Here is a 17,030-nt window from a genome sequence, read left to right on the forward strand (position 1 = left end):
GAGTTTATACATTTCAATTTGTTTTTTTGAGGCAACATCAAAAGAAAAAACTTTGAAAGCCAAAGGGATTATATCATTCTTTTTTTGCTTTAATGATGACAAATCTTCTTTAAAATTTTCAAAGGATTTATCTAAGACATAGCAAGTTTTGCAAGTTGAAATATGCGATCAAAAGTTCAAATCAAGCAAGAAGATTTACTGAAAGAAATCCTTTACGTGAAATAGAAGCACACTTCCGTTTGATAGTTAAAACTTAAAAAAAGAAAACTCCTTTCATTTCTGAAAGGAGTTTTTAAATAAAATATTTTGAAGGATTATCTCGCGATATTCACAGATCTTGTTTCTCGGATTACTGTTACTCGAACTTGTCCTGGATACGTTAATTCGTTCTGAATTTTTTCTGAGATATCATAAGAAAGTTGAGATGACTGGTCATCATTCACTTTTCCACTTTCTACCATTACTCTAAGTTCTCTTCCTGCCTGAATTGCATAGGCACTTGAAACTCCATCAAAACTTAATGCTGCGGCTTCAAGATCTTTCAATCTTTGGATGTAAGATTCCAAAACCTGTCTTCTCGCGCCTGGTCTTGCTCCGGAAATTGCATCGGCAACCTGAATGATTGGCGATAATAGTGTGGTCATTTCTACTTCATCGTGGTGAGCACCGATTGCATTAACAACCTCTGGATTCTCCCCGTATTTCTCAGCCCACTGCATTCCTAAAAGCGCGTGTGGCAATTCAGATTCCTGTTCCGGTACTTTACCAATATCGTGAAGTAAACCTGCTCTTTTCGCTAACTTAACGTTGAGACCTAATTCTGCAGCCATCGTTCCGGCGATGTTCGCAACTTCTCTCGAGTGTTGCAATAAGTTCTGTCCATAAGAAGAACGGAATTTCATTCTACCCACGATTTTCACCAATTCCGGGTGCAGTCCGTGGACTCCTAAATCGATTACAGTTCTTTTACCAACTTCAATGATTTCTTCCTCAATCTGTTTTTTAGTTTTATCAACTACTTCTTCAATTCTGGCTGGGTGAATTCTACCATCGGTTACCAATCGGTGAAGCGACAATCTTGCGATCTCTCTTCTTACAGGATCGAAACATGAAAGTAAAATTGCTTCCGGCGTATCGTCAACGATGATTTCAACACCTGTAGCTGCTTCTAAAGCACGAATATTACGTCCTTCTCTACCAATAATTCTTCCTTTAACCTCATCAGATTCGATATTGAACACAGAAACCGAATTTTCAATGGCTTGTTCTGTCCCAATTCTCTGAATGGTTTGAATTACAATTTTCTTGGCTTCCTGCTTAGCATTCAATTGCGCTTCAGCCATAATGTTTTGCACGTGAGCCTGAGCTCTTGTTTTGGCTTCTGCTTTCAAAGCTTCTACCAGTTCATTTTTCGCATCTTCTGCAGAATATCCTGAGATTCTTTCTAAAATCTCCACTTTTTGAGCAGTTACTGCATCTAATTCCTGTTGTTTTCTTTCCAGGATTTCGTGCTTTTTACTGTAGTCTGCAATTTGTCGGTCAAGGTCTTTTTCTAATTTTCCGGTCTTGCTTAATTCATCATTCAGTTTCTGTTCTTTGTCTTTGATTCTTTTTTCAGAATCCTGCATTTTCTTTTCTCTGGATTGAATGTCTGCGTCATGTTGCGATTTCAGTTCCATGAATTTTTCCTTGGCCTGAAAATGCTTTTCTTTCTTAATTGATTCTGCCTGAACAGTGGCTTTTTCTATAAGGTTTTCGGCATTTTTCTTTGCATCTTCTACGATGAATTTTGCTTTTGCATTAAGACCACTCTTGGAAAAAACCATTCCAATTACTGCTCCTATACCTAAGCAAACAATACCGATAATAATAGCGATAAGTGTTGTCATATATGTTTAGTTTTAATATTAATATGTTAAAAATCAAGTCGTTAAATTAAAAAAAATCTCATTTTAAAATCTTTCAATTTTGATTATTGGTTAAAAAAAAGCCTACAATAATTCACGGATTTAGAGTAAACTCCTAATCAACACGATTTGAACTGTTTTTTATTTTCTGTAATCCGAGCAAGTCGGCACGCCATTAAATAAACTTTCGTTCGGTAATAGTTTTGCGTTGAGTTTACCTGTAATGTGTTAGAACTATTGTAGGCAGTCGTTGATTGGAAAAGAAAAATCTACTTATCCAACTCTTCCAGGAACTGATTGATATTTTTCAACCGCTCGGTGGAATCTTTAATATTTTTATCGTTATTGACTTGGGCTACTTCTGCGTTGGTTCCCAGTTTCAGGCAACACATTGCTAAAGCATCTTGTTTATCTCTAACGTCAAAATTCTGTTCAAAATCTTTAATCATCGCTTCAATCTGTTTGCCCACTTTGCGCAGGGTTTCTTCCTCTGCGGAGGGTACATTGAGCGGATAACTTCTTCCGGCAATCGTTATGGTAATTCTTCTTACATCCATTACAACCCGCTGTTTTGAAGTTCTGCGATACAATAATCCACTTCCTTAATTAATCGGTTGATATGACTTTTCATCAATCGGTTATGGTCTGGATTTCCTGATATTGCTGAATAAAGTTTTATATTTTTTTGTTCTTCTGCTAAGACCTGATTTCTCTTTCTCTCCTCTTCGTATTTCATCTTCAACTCCTCGTTCTCCCGTTTTAGTTCTAAATAACTTTCGTTAAGATTTTGATAATTTTTACTTACCGCCAAAATCTTTTTTTCTAAAAACGTAAAATTATTCTCTAATTCTTGGAGCATTTCTCAGGCTAATTTATTCTAACTCTTTAGCAAAAATATAAAAAATTAATTTGAAAGAGTCACTTATTGACTACTAATTTTACAAACTTTCTAAATATCAGTCAAATTACTTTTAACGAAGTCTAAAGACGATAAATTTCAGTCAAATTCAGATCAAATAAAGTCTTCTTAAAAAAGAAAGAAGTTTGATAATTTTAAATATAAATCCTCACAAAGAGTATTGACACAAAAAAAGAGAAAATTCTAAAAATCTTCTCTTTTATATTTTATGAATATTCCCTTTTTATTCAAATTTAAGGACGAACATAAACGCTCTGGTTTTTGCGCCAGATATTGCAGATGACCAGTAAGGCGGTGTTTGAGCATTGTCTGCAACCGACTCATTATTAATCATAAAGGTTCCTCTGAAACCTGGAGTCAGTTTAAATCTACTGAAATAAAACTGCATTCCAATTTCTGCAGACCACGCAAAATTACTTGCTGTAGTTCGGAAAATTCCTTGCTGATTATCGTCTTCTGATTTGCTGTTGGATTGTAAATTCATCATCCAGTTTACCCCTGCAGCCGCGTACGGACGAGAATTGTACCATCGGTCTCCATGAACTTCAATCAATAATGGAATATCGACATAAGTAGATTTTACGGTTCGTAATTTATCGGCATCTGTTAAAGTAATTGGAGCAAACGGTTGATTTGCTGGAGTTCCACCCGCGAAAAAATCGTTGGACTGCGTATCAAAATAAATTTCGCGTTCTACAAACTGTAAACCCGGTTCTATTCTTAAATCAAAATTATCATTCAACCTTAATTTCCCAATTAAGCCGGCACCAAAACTGTACGCCGATTTTGTTTGCACTAAATTTTTCTTACCATCCTGACTCATTCCAAACTTAGGATGAAGCACTAATTTATAATCGAAATTATTGGCTGCAAGAAAAAAACCATAACTCATTTTTTGGTCATCAAAATCTTCCAGATTATCCATCCGGTCTTTGGTTCGGAACAATTGAGCATCGGCAAAGTTGCAGAGTAGAAATGCTGTAATAATACTAATTCTGAAAAAAGTGTTCCCCATATTATTTGGTTGCCTTATAAATAGTTGCGATTCCTAAACTTAATTTCTTGTATTCTACTTTTTTAAAACCAACATTCAACAGAATCGTTTTCATTTTTTCTCCGAATGGAAAAGCATTTACAGAATCTGGCAAATACGTATATGCACGATTATCCTTCGAAACTAATTTACCAATTTGAGGCAAAATATTTTTGAAATAGAACATATAAAACGGAGCTAAAAATCCTTCAACTTTAGAGAACTCTAAAATGTAAACGCTCTTGTTTTCCTTAACTACTCTCTTTAGTTCAGATAAACCTTTTTCTAAATTTTCGAAATTACGCACTCCAAAAGCAACGGAAACCGCATCGAATTTATTGCTTTCAAAAGGAAGATTTTCTGCATCTCCTTTAATCATTTCAATTTGATCGGTTAAATTAATCTTTTTGATTTTATCAATACCAACATTTAACATTTGCTGAGATAGGTCTAAACCGATCATCTTAGCACCGGTTCCTTTTTGTACTGCAATTGCCAAATCACCCGTTCCAGTGGCGACATCCAAAACTAATTTTGGTTGGTCAGCACTCATCCATTTCACCAAAGTGTTTCTCCAGAGAACATCAATTTTCATTGAAAGAACATGATTCAATAAATCATATTTCGGCGCAATGTTGTCGAACATATCTTCGACTTCTTTTTTCTTTCCGGCTTCGGTGTTATAAGGGGTAACTTGGTTCAAAATATGTTTATTAAAATTTATAGTATTCTTTATAGTAATTCAAAAAATCTGCTTTTCGAAATATCTTTGTTCTCGATTCTACTTTTTGAATGTTTTTTACAACAGCATCATAATCCTCATCTAAATTATAGTAAAAATCATCAGTATACAATTTATTAAAACGCACTGGCGAATTCACGTACAATTTCCCATCAATGGTGGTTTGTTTTCTTACTGCAATTAATGAATCTTTATTAAGACCATAACCATAAAACTGCTCATTGATATAATAATCCTCATGAGCAATATTAACTAATCCACGGTTTTTCTTTACTACAAAAGCAGAGTCAAACAAAAGTTTCTTTTGACCATCAAAAACCTTGATATCATTTTTTCCTTTTTTTAAATCTACTTGAAATTGTTGGCCGCCAGTAATTGTTTTTTGCTCTCCATTATTAATATTAAAATAATAAGTTTTCTCAGTCGGATTGTCCACAAGATAATAATTCTTTTTGGCTAAAAAGAAATTGTAAATACCAAACGCAACCAAAACGGTGATGATGGATATTATTAAACCTTTGGTAGATGCGCTCATTTTCATAAAAATATTCTGGTAAAAAAACTTTTGCAAATTTAATAATAATTTTGTTTCTCCACGATACAATATTATGATTAACTTTGCCTTAAATTTTTCATTCAAATATATGCCTAACACAATCATAATCGGATCAGGAAGTTATATTCCTACAAAGGTAATCACTAAAGACCATTTCATGGATTCTGTTTTTTATACAGATGAGGGTGACTTAATCGACAAACCTAATGAGGAAATCATTCAAAAATTTGTAGAAATCACCGAAATAGAAAAAAGGTGTTATCTGGAAGATGATGAATTTAATTCTGATCTTGGTTACAGAGCTGCCAAAGAAGCAATTCATGACGCGAACATCGACCAAGAAGATCTCGATTATATCATTTATGCCAGCAACTTCGGCGAAGTTGATAAAAATGGAATGACTAACTTTATGCCTTCCATGTCAGCGAGAGTAAAAAATAAACTCGGCATTAAAAACCGAAGAACCGTAAATTACGATATGATTTTTGGTTGCCCGGGTTGGGTTGAAGCGATGATTCTCGCAGATACTCTTATTAAAGCAAAAAAAGCAAAATTGATTTTGGTGGTTGGGTCCGAAACTTTAAGTAGAGTTACAGATGCTTTTGACCGAAATAAAATGATCTTTGCCGACGGTGCCGGAGCGGTTGTAGTACAAGCGACAGACGACGAGAATGTCGGAATTATTGCTGATTCTACAATTTGCGATAATGGCCCGGAATTAAATTACTTGGAAAATTCACCTTCCTTAAAAAAGGATGAAGACCGAAGACCTTTATACATCAGAATGCATGGTCGTAAAATCTATGAATATGCTTTGAAAAATGTTCCAGATGCGATTAAAGAAACCATTGATAAAGCGAATTTAACGATCGACGATATTGATAAAATCCTCATTCATCAAGCAAATGCGAAAATGGATTATGCTATGATTTCGCGTTTATTTAAGTTGTACGGCAGAACCGATTACGATCACGCAGTTTCTCCAATGACCATACAGTATTTAGGAAACTCATCTGTGGCCACGATACCAACGATGTTCGACCTTATTATAAAAGGAGAAATGAAAGGACAATCTTTCAAAGAAAAAGGAAATATTGTCTTTACTTCGGTAGGAGCCGGAATGAATATTAACGCGATTGTGTATCGTTTTCCCTAATCAAAAACTTTAAATATAAAGAATAGCACAAAATTTGTTTTTGTGCTTTTTTATTTACTAAATCAGACATGCAAAGAAATATTTTAATCATCACCGGAATTCTGTTCGCTCTGGAATTCTACGCTTACCAAGCCTTTAAAACCCTAACCAACAATAATTATTTAAGAATTGCCTATTGGACAATTACGATCTTGGTTTATTTGTTTTTTCTCTATGAAGTACTGAATTTTAAAAGAACAGAACGCGACCATTCTCGGGTACAACTTATTTCATCAGTCTTCATGGTTTTTATGCTTCCTAAACTTCTTGTCGCTTTTTTTCTTTTAATTGGGGACATAAGTAGAGCACTTCAGTTTACATTTCAATCATTTGGTTCAGGTGAAAACCATTTTCCGGAACGCCGCAAATTTTTAAGCATCTTAGGAATAGGAAGTGCTGCAATACTTTCAGGCTTATTTTTAGATGGTGTTATCTTAGGTAAATACCGTCACAGCGTAAGAAAAGTAAAATTGAAAATCGCAGGTTTACCCAAAAGCTTTAAAGGCTATAGAATCATTCAGATTTCAGATGTTCACTCCGGAAGTTTTTTTAATCCCGCCAAATTGCAGACCGCCATTAATATGATTAATGAGCAAAAACCAGATTTGGTTTTATTTACGGGTGACATGGTTAACAATTATGCGGATGAATTTAAACCTTTTGTCCCTTTATTCAAAAGCATTCAGTCAAACGACGGAAAATTCTCAATCCTTGGAAATCATGATTACGGCGATTACGGCGCTTGGGAATCAATGCACGAAAAAGAGCAAAATATTCCAAATCTTATTGAATTACAAAAACAGGCTGGTTTCGAAATGCTGCGAAATGAACATCGAATTATTGAGAAAAACGGCGAAAAACTCTATTTACTTGGTGTAGAAAACTGGGGCGAAAAACCTTTCCCACAATATGGTGATTTGGATAAAGCATCTAACGGAGTTCCGCCAGAAGCCGCCAAAATCCTGATGAGTCATGATCCAACGCACTTTGATGCGGTTGTAAAAGATCATCCAGCAAACGTACAATTAACGCTGTCTGGTCACACGCACGGAATGCAGTTTGGTCTGGATTTGAAAAATGTTCGTTGGTCTCCGGTGCAATACCGTTATAAAAAATGGGCTGATTTATATGAAAGCAACGGAAAATCACTTTACGTAAACCGAGGTTTTGGTGTCATTGGATATCCGGGAAGAGTCGGTATTGAACCCGAAATCACTTTATTTGAATTGAGTTAATCTAAAAAGAACAGTAATGATTTCCTTTAAAAAAGCATCTGAAAAAGACATTCCACTTCTGCAGGAAATTGCAGAAAAATCCTGGAATTCGGCTTACGCAAAGATTTTATCGAAAGAGCAAATCGACTATATGTTAAGCGAAATGTATTCTCACTCAGAAATTTCGAATCACTTGCAAAATCCAAACTATCATTATTATTTGATTTTAAATGATGATGTTAATGCTGGATTTATCGGCTTTGAAAATCATTATGAAAAAGGCACGGCCAAACTTCACCGTATATATCTTTTAAAAGAGTTTAAAGGAAAAGGTCTGGGAAAAAAAGGACTGGATTTCTTAAAAGAAAAAGTTAAAGAAAGTTCAGATCAACGAATTATCTTAAATGTTAACAAAAATAATCCCGCGAAAAAAGTATATGAATCACAAGGATTTCAGGTGTATCACGAAGAAGTTTTTGATATCGGAAATGGCTTTGTAATGGATGATTTCCTTATGGAATTCAAGTTTTAAATCTTCAGTTTATCGAATCAGAAATATAACAGTGATTTTTTTTGGTATGATTTTAGAAAGTTAAAAATCATTAACATTAAAAATAAAGATATGACACGTACTAATTTACTTTCAAAGATTCAGATTTTCGCATTAGCAGTTATGGCAAACCTTGCTGTAGTTTTAGTAAAAGCCCAGGAAAAAGCGCCGGACTTAAAAGTTGATGTTGACATCAATAAAGGAAATGAATCAATGGGCGGAGATTGGATGAGCAATCCTTTGGTTTGGGTAATTGGAGCCTTAGTTATTATCGTTATCATTGCTTTAGTAGCAAGAGGAGGTGGAAATAAATAAGTACATTATTATAAATAACAAATCCCGAAATTTTTAAAGTTTCGGGATTTTTTGTGCTTAAAAATCAATACAACTAAAAGTAAAATTCAATGGATAAAAATTCGATCGCATCAATTTTTAAATTACTTTTGCAGCCAATTAAAAAATAGTTTAATACAAAATGAAAACAAAATTCATCGCACTTCTTTTCGCCTTAGGTTTCGTTATGATTTCAATTAATGGAAATGCGCAAAAGCAAGATCTGAAAACATTAAAACAACAATCTCAAGTTGTAAAACTTAATGCTGATCTGGTGGCAAAAAAAATCGATTTGGAAAAAGAAAGACAGAACAATATTAAGATTGCCGACGAAGTTAAATATTTTGATAAAAAAGCCGATAAGACTACGAATAAATTCTCCCCTTCTGATCCTAAAACTACCGCGAAAGATGCCCGAAATGCAGCAAAACTTTTAAGACAAACCGAATCTGCTAATAAAGACTTGAGAAGAAGCAATCTGAAATTAGAGAAAATAGAAAGAGACATTCTTAAATTAGAAGAGAAACTGAACAAACTGCAATACGCTGTTGAGATTAAAGAAAATTAAATTTACTGGTTTTATAAAAATCAAAATCCCGAAACTTCAAAGTATCGGGATTTTTTTTAATAGATGTTTTTATCTTTTTATAAAGCAAGTGCTTTTTGGTAGGCGTTTTCTATACCATCAATGTTTTTTCCGCCTGCTGTTGCAAAGCCTGGATTTCCGCCGCCGCCGCCTTGGATTTCTTTCGCTAAATCTTTAACGATATTTCCCGCGTGGTATTTCGATTCTAAATCCGCAGAAACGCCAACGGTAATCATTGGTTTTTCGCCGGCATCAGAAATAATGATGCTTATTGAATTCTGAATATCTTTCTTCAACTGGAACACGATATCTTTCACGCTTCCGGCATCCAGCGAAACTTTCTTGACCAATAATTTTTTATCTTCTTTTTGAACGAAATCATTCGCCCAGTTTGAGGTTTCTGATTTTGCTTTTTCTTTTTTCAAAGATTCAATTTCAGATTTTAAAGATGTGTTTTCTTCAATCAATTTCTCAACTGATTTTATTAAATCTTTCGACTTTAATAAAGAAGAAATTTCTTTTAATTGGGTTTCTAAATTTCTAAAATACGCCGCAGACTGATCACCGGAAATCGCTTCAATTCTACGGATTCCTGCCGCAGTTGAACTTTCATTCTGAATTTTAAAATGACCGATTTCTCCCGTATGTTTCACATGCGTTCCTCCACACAATTCTTTAGAAGAACCGAACTGAATCATTCTTACTTTATCGCCATATTTTTCACCGAACAAAGCCATTGCTCCTTTTTCCATCGCTTCAGTAATTGGAATTTCACGGAATTCTTGCAATGCAATATTTTCCTTGATTTTCGCATTTACTTTTTCCTCTACGATTTTCAATTGCTCCTCATCTATTTTAGAAAAATGGGAGAAATCGAAACGCAAATAATCAGGACCTACGAAGGAACCTTTTTGCTCAACGTGTGTTCCTAAAACTTCACGCAGCGCTTCGTGCAACAAATGGGTTACTGAGTGATTTGCCTGCGTATTTTTTCTTTCCGATTCATTTACTTTAGCGTAGAAAACTGCACCAGCATCCTTCGGTAATTCTTTAATTAAAGAAATAATCAGATTATTTTCTTTTCTCGTTTCCAGAACTTCGATGATTTCTGAACAATCTTTAATTTCTGAAACACTTGGATTTGAAATATCAAAACCTTCCGCATAACTTGGAATTAAAATTCCCTTGTCACCAACTTGCCCACCACCTTCGGGATAGAAAGGCGATTTCGACAATACGATTTGATAAAACTCACCGTCTTTATTTTCAACTTTTCGATAACGCGTAATATAAGTTTCACTTTCTGTGTGGTCGTAACCAACAAAAGACTCTGTTTTTTCTTCTAAAACAACCCAGTCGTACACTTTCTGTGCTGATGATTTTTTTGAACGCTGTTTCTGTTTGTTCATTTCCTCTTCGAAACCAACTTCATCAACAGTCAATTGTTTCTCTTCGGCGATGATTCTGGATAAATCTGCGGGGAAACCGTACGTATCATACAATTCGAAAACCGCTGTACCTGGAAGAGTTTTCTGGTTTTTAGAAAGTGTTTCATTGATGACCAAATCAATTCTTTTCAAACCATGTTCGATGGTTTTTAAGAACGATATTTCTTCTTCTCTAATAACTTCTGTAACCAGTTTTTCCTGTTTAACCAACTCTGGGAAAAATGCACCCATTTCGTTTTTTAAAATAGCAACCAATTCATAAAGGAAGGCTTCTTTCATTCCTAAAAACCGGTAAGCGTAAGAAATTCCACGACGTAAAATTCTACGGATCACATAACCTGCTCCACCGTTTGAAGGCAACTGTCCATCGGCAATCGCAAAAGCAACTGCACGGATGTGATCAACCACAACGCGAATTGCAATATCTTTTTCGTCTTCTAAAATTCCGGTATATTTTTTTCCTGAAAGTTCTTCTACTTTAGTAATTAAAGGCATGAAAACATCGGTATCATAATTCGAAGTTTTGCCTTGTAAAGCCATGCACAAACGTTCAAAACCCATTCCGGTATCAACGTGTCGGGATGGTAATTTTTCTAAACTTCCGTCTGCTTTTCTATTGAATTCCATGAAAACCAAATTCCAAACTTCCACCACTTGTGGATGATCATTGTTTACTAGTTCTAAACCGGAAACTTTGGCTTTTTCTTCCTCCGTTCTAATATCGATATGAATTTCTGAACAAGGTCCGCAAGGTCCGCTTTCGCCCATTTCCCAGAAATTATCTTTTTTATTTCCGTTGATAATTCGGTCCTCAGAAATATGTGCTTTCCAGAAATTGTAAGCATCGTTATCGCGGTCTAAATTTTCAGAAGTATCTCCTTCAAATATAGTTACGTAAAGATTTTCTTTCGGAATTTTATAAACTTCTGTTAACAATTCCCACGCATAATCAATCGCTTCTTTTTTAAAGTAATCGCCGAACGACCAGTTTCCCAACATTTCAAACATGGTGTGGTGATAAGTATCACGACCAACATCGTCCAGATCATTGTGCTTCCCGGAAACTCTCAAACATTTTTGGGTATCCGCAATTCTGGGAGATTTCGGTTCTTTATAACCCAGAAAATAATCCTTAAACTGCGTCATACCAGAGTTTGAGAACATTAAAGTTGGATCATCTTTCAACACAATTGGTGCGGAAGGAACGATAAGATGCCCTTTTTCTTTAAAAAAATCTAAAAACTGTTGTCTTATTTGTTGTGAAGTCATGATTGAATTGGCTTTAGCGTATATATAAGTTGGCAAATTTAATGATTTTTAAAATGACTCTCGAATAATGTGTTCGCGAATTTAAAAATATTCATTTTTAAAATTTTTCATTTTTAAATTACTCACGAAAAACCGAATTCGAATTGTTCTCGTATATAAAATTGTCAGTAGAAAATTTCTAATTATTGAAATGAGAGCGATAGATAATTACTTCTAATTCCTTTAAATTTCAGCCTTATATTTGCATGTACACTAAAATTAATTCAAACACAATGAATAAAAATAACAATCAAAAAATGAAAAATATTTTAACACTCTTGGCATTTATCTTTGGAGTTGGCATTTTTGCGGCAACCTCCTTTTCTTGCTCGAAAGCCAAAGCAAAACCTATTGCAGAAAACAAAAAAAATGAAACAAATATGGAAGGTAAAAACATTAAAGAAATCTATTTTGCTGGTGGATGTTTCTGGGGAACGGAACATCTTTTTCAACTCGTAAGAGGCGTTGTAGATACTGAAGTTGGATATGCAAACGGAAAGATTAAAAACCCTACTTATGAACAGGTAATCAGTCACACGACAGGTTTCGCTGAAGCGGTGAAAGTAAAGTATGATGCTAATCAAGTAAACTTGCCATTGTTAATTGATCTCTTTTTTAAATCAATTGATCCTACAACTATAGACCGACAGGGAAACGATATTGGAGATAATTACAGAAGTGGAATTTATTCTACCGATGAGACTACAGAAGCCATTGTAAAAACTGAAGTTGCAAAATTGGCTAAGAATTATAATAAACCGGTTGTCGTAGAAACGATTCCTTTGAAAAACTTCTACAAAGCCGAAGATTATCACCAAGATTATTTAGATAAAAATCCGGGTGGATATTGCCACATTCCGCTTTCCGTATTTGAAGAAGCGAAAAAAGCAAACCCGCTGCCAGCAGCGAAGTAATAAATTAAAGGTTGTCGAAAGGCAACCTTTTTTTATATGAATTTTTTGATGTTTAAAATAGAAACAGTTAGAAGAATAAGAAATCCGAATAGAAGATATAATGATTCTTTAGTTAGAGTTTCGGATAATGCTCTATATTTTTCGACAATATTTGAAAGAAAAACTCTTTCAACAACCGACCGATTATCGACGTAGTTTACAATAGCATCATTACAAAGTAAGCATTCGATTTCTTCCTTTTTTGCTCGTGAATCTTGATAATCCACTAAAGCAAAGACATGTCCTGTTTTATCTAAATCTAAACCATAAATCTGGTGTTTTGCAATTGATAAATCATTTAAAATAGATACAAAATCGTTATATGAATTTTCGTCATCAAGAATAAATTCTATCCCCGTATTTTTCTCATTCCTTTTTTGAAGATTCTTAATTTCTGAAACATAGAATTTTGAATTTTCTTTTGCCTTAGAAGCAACTTTTATCTTTTTATAATTCCAATTTTTAAAGGTTTCAACAGAAAATTGCTCATTTAATGGAATATTCGGATTGTATTTCGCAGGCAAACCTAAATCCATAATATTTGGAATGGGCCGTTGCAGTTCTCTAGTTCCGTAAAACCAAAAAAAAAGCGGGATGATAAGTGCGCTTATCAATCCTGGTACATAATATTTTTTGGTGAGTTTACTTTTCATTATTAGAGATAAATTTAAACAAAAAAATCCGTCCCAAAAAATGAGACGGATTTCTTTATTTTAATTAAGATCAATATCTTATTTTTTTTCCATGGCTTTAATTAAAATCTGAAGATTCACCTCATCTTTAATTAAACCGTTTGCAAGGGGCAATTGAAATTTCACACCGAAATCTTCGCGCTTAATATCTTTAGGTTCTGTGGCAATACTTGTTTCACCATCTTTTACAGAAACATTTGCATTGAACTGAACTGGCTTTGTAATTCCTTTGATGGTTAAGTTTCCATCAAGAATCGTATTGTAATCGCCAGACTCCTTTGCTGAAACTTTGGTAATTTCATAAGATGCAGTTGGGAATTTATCTGTTTCAAAGAAATCTCCACTTTTTAAATGACCATTTAGTTTTGCTAACTGTTCTGCGTCTTCTTTTAAATCAACAGATGTCAATGAATTCATATCTGCCACAAATTTGCCACTTTCCAGTTTTCCGTCTTTCACGGTTAAATCTCCACTTTCAAATTTAATGGTGCCGAAATGACTTGACTGTTCTGTCTTTACGACTTTATAACCTTTCCATTCGATTCTACTGTTCAGAGTATCTACCACATAAGTTGCACCATGACTGGTTGTTTCTACATCTGCCGATTCGCTTGTCAAAGGTTTATCTTTGGCACAAGAGACCAAGATCATCGCTGAAAAAAGAGCGAGAAAAATTGAATTTTTAACTGATTTCATCATTAAAAAACTTAAATTAAATTGTATTGGCTAAAATAATAAAAATATCGGTATTAAAGACAAATATGTTATTTTTGCAACATGCTACTAGAAATTAAGAATCTATTTTTTTCACATCGACCAGATTTACGACTTTTTCATAATTTTAATCTAAAAGTTGAGGAAGGAAAAATTATAGCTCTGGCGGGTGAGAGCGGATGTGGAAAATCTACACTTCTCAATTTAATTTATGGTCTTTTGGAATGGGAAAAAGGTACTATTATATTTAATGGCTCCCCTATTTTAGGTCCTACAAAAAATTTGGTTCCCGGCGAAGAAAACATGAAACTGGTGGCTCAAAATTATGATTTGATGCCCTATTCTACTGTTGCTGATAATGTGGGGAAATTTATATCAAATATTAATTTAGAAGAAAAAAAAGAAAGAATACAAGAACTTTTAAAAGTTGTTGGTCTTGAAGAATTCGAAAATACTTTACCTAAATATTTAAGTGGTGGACAAATGCAGCGAGTTGCCATCGCAAGAGCACTTTCCGTAATGCCGAAATTATTGTTGCTAGATGAGCCATTTAGCAATATCGACTTCTCCAGAAAGATTGAATTGCGCGAAAGATTATTTAATTACGTTCGGGAAAAGAATATTTCACTCCTCATTTCTACTCATGAAATTCAGGAAGTGATGCCTTGGCTGGATCAGATTATTGTTTTGCAAGAAGGAAGATTAATTCAAAATGACAATGCAGAAGAAACTTACAATAATCCTTATAATGAATATGTTGCGAAACTTTTTGGTGAAGTAAATGTTTTTTCAGACGAAGAAAAAAAATCATTAAACCTAAAGAAAAATTTTTGGTATCCGCATGAAATCAAAATTACAGACGATGGGAAAGAAGTTGAAGTTCTAGAAAGTCGTTTTTCTGGAAGCCACTTCTGGACGAAGGTTTCAATGAATGGTAAAAAACTCATTATTTACACTCCGGAAAAAGTCGAAAATTTAATTAAAATCAATCTTTAAAAAAGAAAAAAGTCAAGCCAATTCTAGGGTTGCGAATTGATACTTGACTTTTCTCATCTCTCTTTTATTATTCGAAAACAATTCTTAGATTTGTTATTCAAAACGTAAGGAAATTTTTGGTTAATTCTCTTTCTGCCCCTGAGACGAAATTAGTGCAATTCATTTGTACAACTAGTCTTCGAAACGGAACCCTGCCAAATTTTTCCTTTTTTTATGCCTTTTTCACAAACTCAGATTTCAAAGCCATCGACCCAAAACCATCAATTTTACAATCGATATTGTGATCATTTCCGGGACGAAGACGAATATTCTTTACTTTGGTTCCTGCTTTCACAGGTTTCGGCGCACCTCTCACAGGTAAATCTTTTATCACGACTACAGAATCTCCATTTTGTAATTCATGTCCGTGAGCATCTAAAATCTTATCCTCATCAGCAGTTTCTCCAGGTTTCCACTCATTGAAACATTGTGAACACACCATCATATCATCTTGTTCGTAGGTGAACTCTGACTGACATTTCGGACAAAGTACGGTATCACTCATAATTTTAATTTTTACAAAGATATTATTAAAATAAACAGATTACAAATTTGAAAGTCATTCAAAATAATGCGCCTATTTTTTAAGAAACATTCTATTGACTTTAATTTCTTATTTGGTAAATAGTACAACTGGAAACCTAATGACTGCAACCTTCAACCTAAATTATTATCTTTGCAAAATGGATTTACACTACATCGTTCGCGAACCTCAAAATATTACCTCAAAAACGCCTTTACTCCTTCTACTTCATGGTTATGGAAGCAATGAGGAAGATCTATTTTCATTCGCTCCAACATTACCAGAAGATTGGTTGATTGTAAGTTTCAGAGCGCCTTTCAGTACGAATTACGAAGGATATTCTTGGTATGATATTGATTTAATGAATGAAGAAAACCGAATCGATGTTGCCCAAGCCAAAGAATCACAAGAAGCAATTTTAGAAAACATTTTGAAAATTTCTAATGAATACGGCTTAACAGATAATCAAACGCATTTGTGCGGATTTTCGCAAGGTGGAATTTTGAGTTACGCTTTGGCCCTGAATAATCCTGATTTATTTACAAAGGTTGCTTGTATGAGTTGTTACGCTGAAGAGAAGTTGTTAACGAATATGGTGAAAGACAAAAAGAAAATCGAGAAATTACGGTTCTTTATTTCTCATGGAACCGATGATGCGATTATTCCATTGGATTGGGGCAGAAAAGCTGCAGACTTATTGTACGACTTAAGTGCCTATTTTTCTTTCCGTGAATATATGAGCGGGCACGGCGTGAATCAAAAAAACTATATGGATTTAATGGATTTCTTTCAAAAGTAATCTTAACTTTTAAGGTTCAATCACGGTTGAATTTTTAACCTCTTTAATCATAAAAGAACTTTGTGTGCTGGCGATATGTTGTAGATTCGTCAGTTTACTTACCATGAATTCTCGGTATTCCTGAATGTCGCGCACGCAAATTTTAAGGATATAATCGTAATCTCCGGAAACGTGAAAGCATTCTAAAACCTCAGGAAACTGCGTGATTTCTTTTTCGAATTGAGAGATGTATTCCTTTTTATGCTGAACCAACTTCACATGACATAAGACGATGAAATTTTTCTGAACCTTTTCATTATTCAACAGCGCAACATATTTTTTGATAATCTGCTGCTTCTCTAATTTTTTAATGCGTTCAAAAACTGCCGTCACTGATAAATCTAATTCGTTGGCTAATTCTTTCGTAGTTTTTTTGGAATCATTCTGCAGTAAAATCAGTAATTTTTTATCTTTTGCATCTAACATCAAATGAAATATTTTCGGTTAATACTTTTATTATTCATCAAATATAAAATTTAAATCT

19 protein-coding genes are annotated in these 17,030 nt (G+C 34.1%); 8 read left to right on the forward strand and 11 right to left on the reverse strand.

The features are described from left to right. Positions 1–314 precede the first annotated feature (314 nt). The 6 genes from rny to PUH65_RS05445 form a co-directional block, all read right to left on the reverse strand. Positions 315–1,889 carry a ribonuclease Y gene (rny, locus tag PUH65_RS05420; protein ID WP_305518789.1) on the reverse strand — a complete coding sequence of 525 codons (1,575 nt, stop codon included), beginning with the start codon at positions 1,887–1,889 and terminating at the stop codon, positions 315–317. A 287-nt stretch (positions 1,890–2,176) separates the two neighbouring features. Next, positions 2,177–2,464 carry a cell division protein ZapA gene (locus PUH65_RS05425; RefSeq protein WP_305518790.1) on the reverse strand — a complete coding sequence of 96 codons (288 nt, stop codon included), beginning with the start codon at positions 2,462–2,464 and terminating at the stop codon, positions 2,177–2,179. Next, positions 2,464–2,766 (reverse strand): hypothetical protein, encoded by a 303-nt coding sequence (locus PUH65_RS05430; RefSeq protein ID WP_305518791.1) that lies wholly within the window; start codon positions 2,764–2,766, stop codon positions 2,464–2,466. The genes PUH65_RS05425 and PUH65_RS05430 overlap by 1 nt, the downstream gene beginning before the upstream one ends. A gap of 283 nt (positions 2,767–3,049) precedes the next feature. Further along, a complete protein-coding gene (locus PUH65_RS05435) occupies positions 3,050–3,841 on the reverse strand; it encodes a porin family protein (protein ID WP_305518792.1) in 792 nt (263 codons plus the stop codon). 1 nt (position 3,842) lies between these two features. Then, a complete protein-coding gene (gene ubiE / locus PUH65_RS05440; RefSeq protein WP_370692016.1) occupies positions 3,843–4,562 on the reverse strand; it encodes a bifunctional demethylmenaquinone methyltransferase/2-methoxy-6-polyprenyl-1,4-benzoquinol methylase UbiE in 720 nt (239 codons plus the stop codon). Positions 4,563–4,572: 10 nt separating this feature from the next. Continuing rightward, on the reverse strand, positions 4,573–5,142 hold the full coding sequence (locus PUH65_RS05445) for a hypothetical protein (RefSeq protein WP_305518895.1): 570 nt from the start codon (positions 5,140–5,142) through the stop codon (positions 4,573–4,575). Between the two features lie 103 nt (positions 5,143–5,245). Here PUH65_RS05445 and PUH65_RS05450 point away from each other — a divergent pair, with 103 nt between their 5' ends. The 5 genes from PUH65_RS05450 to PUH65_RS05470 all read left to right on the forward strand — a co-directional run bounded on the left by PUH65_RS05450 (position 5,246) and on the right by PUH65_RS05470 (position 9,017). Continuing rightward, on the forward strand, positions 5,246–6,313 hold the full coding sequence (locus PUH65_RS05450) for a 3-oxoacyl-ACP synthase III family protein (RefSeq protein WP_305518793.1): 1,068 nt from the start codon (positions 5,246–5,248) through the stop codon (positions 6,311–6,313). 68 nt (positions 6,314–6,381) lie between these two features. Next, complete coding sequence (locus tag PUH65_RS05455; RefSeq protein ID WP_305518794.1) at positions 6,382–7,587, forward strand: metallophosphoesterase; 1,206 nt, start codon at positions 6,382–6,384, stop codon at positions 7,585–7,587. A gap of 16 nt (positions 7,588–7,603) precedes the next feature. Continuing rightward, positions 7,604–8,098, forward strand: a complete 495-nt coding sequence (locus tag PUH65_RS05460; RefSeq protein WP_305518795.1) for a GNAT family N-acetyltransferase — start codon at positions 7,604–7,606, stop codon at positions 8,096–8,098. Positions 8,099–8,188: 90 nt separating this feature from the next. Next, entirely contained in the window at positions 8,189–8,431 is a 243-nt protein-coding gene (locus PUH65_RS05465) for a hypothetical protein (RefSeq protein ID WP_305518796.1), read from the forward strand. 160 nt (positions 8,432–8,591) lie between these two features. Continuing rightward, positions 8,592–9,017: a hypothetical protein gene (locus tag PUH65_RS05470; protein ID WP_305518797.1), complete on the forward strand. Its 426-nt coding sequence runs from the start codon at positions 8,592–8,594 to the stop codon at positions 9,015–9,017. 77 nt (positions 9,018–9,094) lie between these two features. On the opposite strand, the gene alaS is transcribed toward PUH65_RS05470, so the two are convergent. Continuing rightward, positions 9,095–11,752 (reverse strand): alanine--tRNA ligase, encoded by a 2,658-nt coding sequence (gene alaS / locus PUH65_RS05475; RefSeq protein ID WP_305518896.1) that lies wholly within the window; start codon positions 11,750–11,752, stop codon positions 9,095–9,097. Between the two features lie 296 nt (positions 11,753–12,048). Here alaS and msrA point away from each other — a divergent pair, with 296 nt between their 5' ends. Further along, the gene (gene msrA / locus PUH65_RS05480; RefSeq protein ID WP_370692017.1) at positions 12,049–12,705 is read left to right on the forward strand and encodes a peptide-methionine (S)-S-oxide reductase MsrA; all 657 of its coding nucleotides are present in this window, start codon (positions 12,049–12,051) and stop codon (positions 12,703–12,705) included. 32 nt (positions 12,706–12,737) lie between these two features. Here the strand turns inward: msrA and PUH65_RS05485 are convergent, their stop codons facing one another. Further along, the gene (locus PUH65_RS05485) at positions 12,738–13,397 is read right to left on the reverse strand and encodes a hypothetical protein (protein WP_305518798.1); all 660 of its coding nucleotides are present in this window, start codon (positions 13,395–13,397) and stop codon (positions 12,738–12,740) included. A 78-nt stretch (positions 13,398–13,475) separates the two neighbouring features. Next, entirely contained in the window at positions 13,476–14,135 is a 660-nt protein-coding gene (locus PUH65_RS05490; RefSeq protein ID WP_305518799.1) for a YceI family protein, read from the reverse strand. Between the two features lie 78 nt (positions 14,136–14,213). Between PUH65_RS05490 and PUH65_RS05495 the strand changes: the two genes are divergently transcribed. Then, on the forward strand, positions 14,214–15,146 hold the full coding sequence (locus tag PUH65_RS05495) for a sulfate/molybdate ABC transporter ATP-binding protein (RefSeq protein ID WP_305518801.1): 933 nt from the start codon (positions 14,214–14,216) through the stop codon (positions 15,144–15,146). 211 nt (positions 15,147–15,357) lie between these two features. Here PUH65_RS05495 and PUH65_RS05500 read toward each other — a convergent pair whose 3' ends face one another. Beyond that, positions 15,358–15,690 carry a zinc ribbon domain-containing protein YjdM gene (locus PUH65_RS05500; protein ID WP_305518803.1) on the reverse strand — a complete coding sequence of 111 codons (333 nt, stop codon included), beginning with the start codon at positions 15,688–15,690 and terminating at the stop codon, positions 15,358–15,360. 178 nt (positions 15,691–15,868) lie between these two features. On the opposite strand from PUH65_RS05500, the gene PUH65_RS05505 reads away from it, so the two are divergent. Beyond that, a complete protein-coding gene (locus tag PUH65_RS05505; protein WP_305518804.1) occupies positions 15,869–16,507 on the forward strand; it encodes an alpha/beta hydrolase in 639 nt (212 codons plus the stop codon). A 9-nt stretch (positions 16,508–16,516) separates the two neighbouring features. Here the strand turns inward: PUH65_RS05505 and PUH65_RS05510 are convergent, their stop codons facing one another. Beyond that, entirely contained in the window at positions 16,517–16,975 is a 459-nt protein-coding gene (locus tag PUH65_RS05510) for an Lrp/AsnC family transcriptional regulator (RefSeq protein WP_305518805.1), read from the reverse strand. Positions 16,976–17,030: the final 55 nt, after the last annotated feature.

This window comes from Kaistella sp. SH40-3, from assembly GCF_030686865.1.
Classification (GTDB): domain Bacteria; phylum Bacteroidota; class Bacteroidia; order Flavobacteriales; family Weeksellaceae; genus Kaistella.

Coding starts and splice junctions, on each gene's coding strand:
- rny (WP_305518789.1), bottom strand. CDS start 1,889: ATGACAACACTTATCGCTATTATTATCGGTATTGTTTGCTTAGGTATA.
- PUH65_RS05425 (WP_305518790.1), bottom strand. CDS start 2,464: ATGGATGTAAGAAGAATTACCATAACGATTGCCGGAAGAAGTTATCCG.
- PUH65_RS05430 (WP_305518791.1), bottom strand. CDS start 2,766: ATGCTCCAAGAATTAGAGAATAATTTTACGTTTTTAGAAAAAAAGATT.
- PUH65_RS05435 (WP_305518792.1), bottom strand. CDS start 3,841: ATGGGGAACACTTTTTTCAGAATTAGTATTATTACAGCATTTCTACTC.
- PUH65_RS05445 (WP_305518895.1), bottom strand. CDS start 5,142: ATGAAAATGAGCGCATCTACCAAAGGTTTAATAATATCCATCATCACC.
- PUH65_RS05450 (WP_305518793.1), top strand. CDS start 5,246: ATGCCTAACACAATCATAATCGGATCAGGAAGTTATATTCCTACAAAG.
- PUH65_RS05455 (WP_305518794.1), top strand. CDS start 6,382: ATGCAAAGAAATATTTTAATCATCACCGGAATTCTGTTCGCTCTGGAA.
- PUH65_RS05460 (WP_305518795.1), top strand. CDS start 7,604: ATGATTTCCTTTAAAAAAGCATCTGAAAAAGACATTCCACTTCTGCAG.
- PUH65_RS05465 (WP_305518796.1), top strand. CDS start 8,189: ATGACACGTACTAATTTACTTTCAAAGATTCAGATTTTCGCATTAGCA.
- PUH65_RS05470 (WP_305518797.1), top strand. CDS start 8,592: ATGAAAACAAAATTCATCGCACTTCTTTTCGCCTTAGGTTTCGTTATG.
- alaS (WP_305518896.1), bottom strand. CDS start 11,752: ATGACTTCACAACAAATAAGACAACAGTTTTTAGATTTTTTTAAAGAA.
- msrA (WP_370692017.1), top strand. CDS start 12,049: ATGAAAAATATTTTAACACTCTTGGCATTTATCTTTGGAGTTGGCATT.
- PUH65_RS05485 (WP_305518798.1), bottom strand. CDS start 13,397: ATGAAAAGTAAACTCACCAAAAAATATTATGTACCAGGATTGATAAGC.
- PUH65_RS05490 (WP_305518799.1), bottom strand. CDS start 14,135: ATGATGAAATCAGTTAAAAATTCAATTTTTCTCGCTCTTTTTTCAGCG.
- PUH65_RS05495 (WP_305518801.1), top strand. CDS start 14,214: ATGCTACTAGAAATTAAGAATCTATTTTTTTCACATCGACCAGATTTA.
- PUH65_RS05500 (WP_305518803.1), bottom strand. CDS start 15,690: ATGAGTGATACCGTACTTTGTCCGAAATGTCAGTCAGAGTTCACCTAC.
- PUH65_RS05505 (WP_305518804.1), top strand. CDS start 15,869: ATGGATTTACACTACATCGTTCGCGAACCTCAAAATATTACCTCAAAA.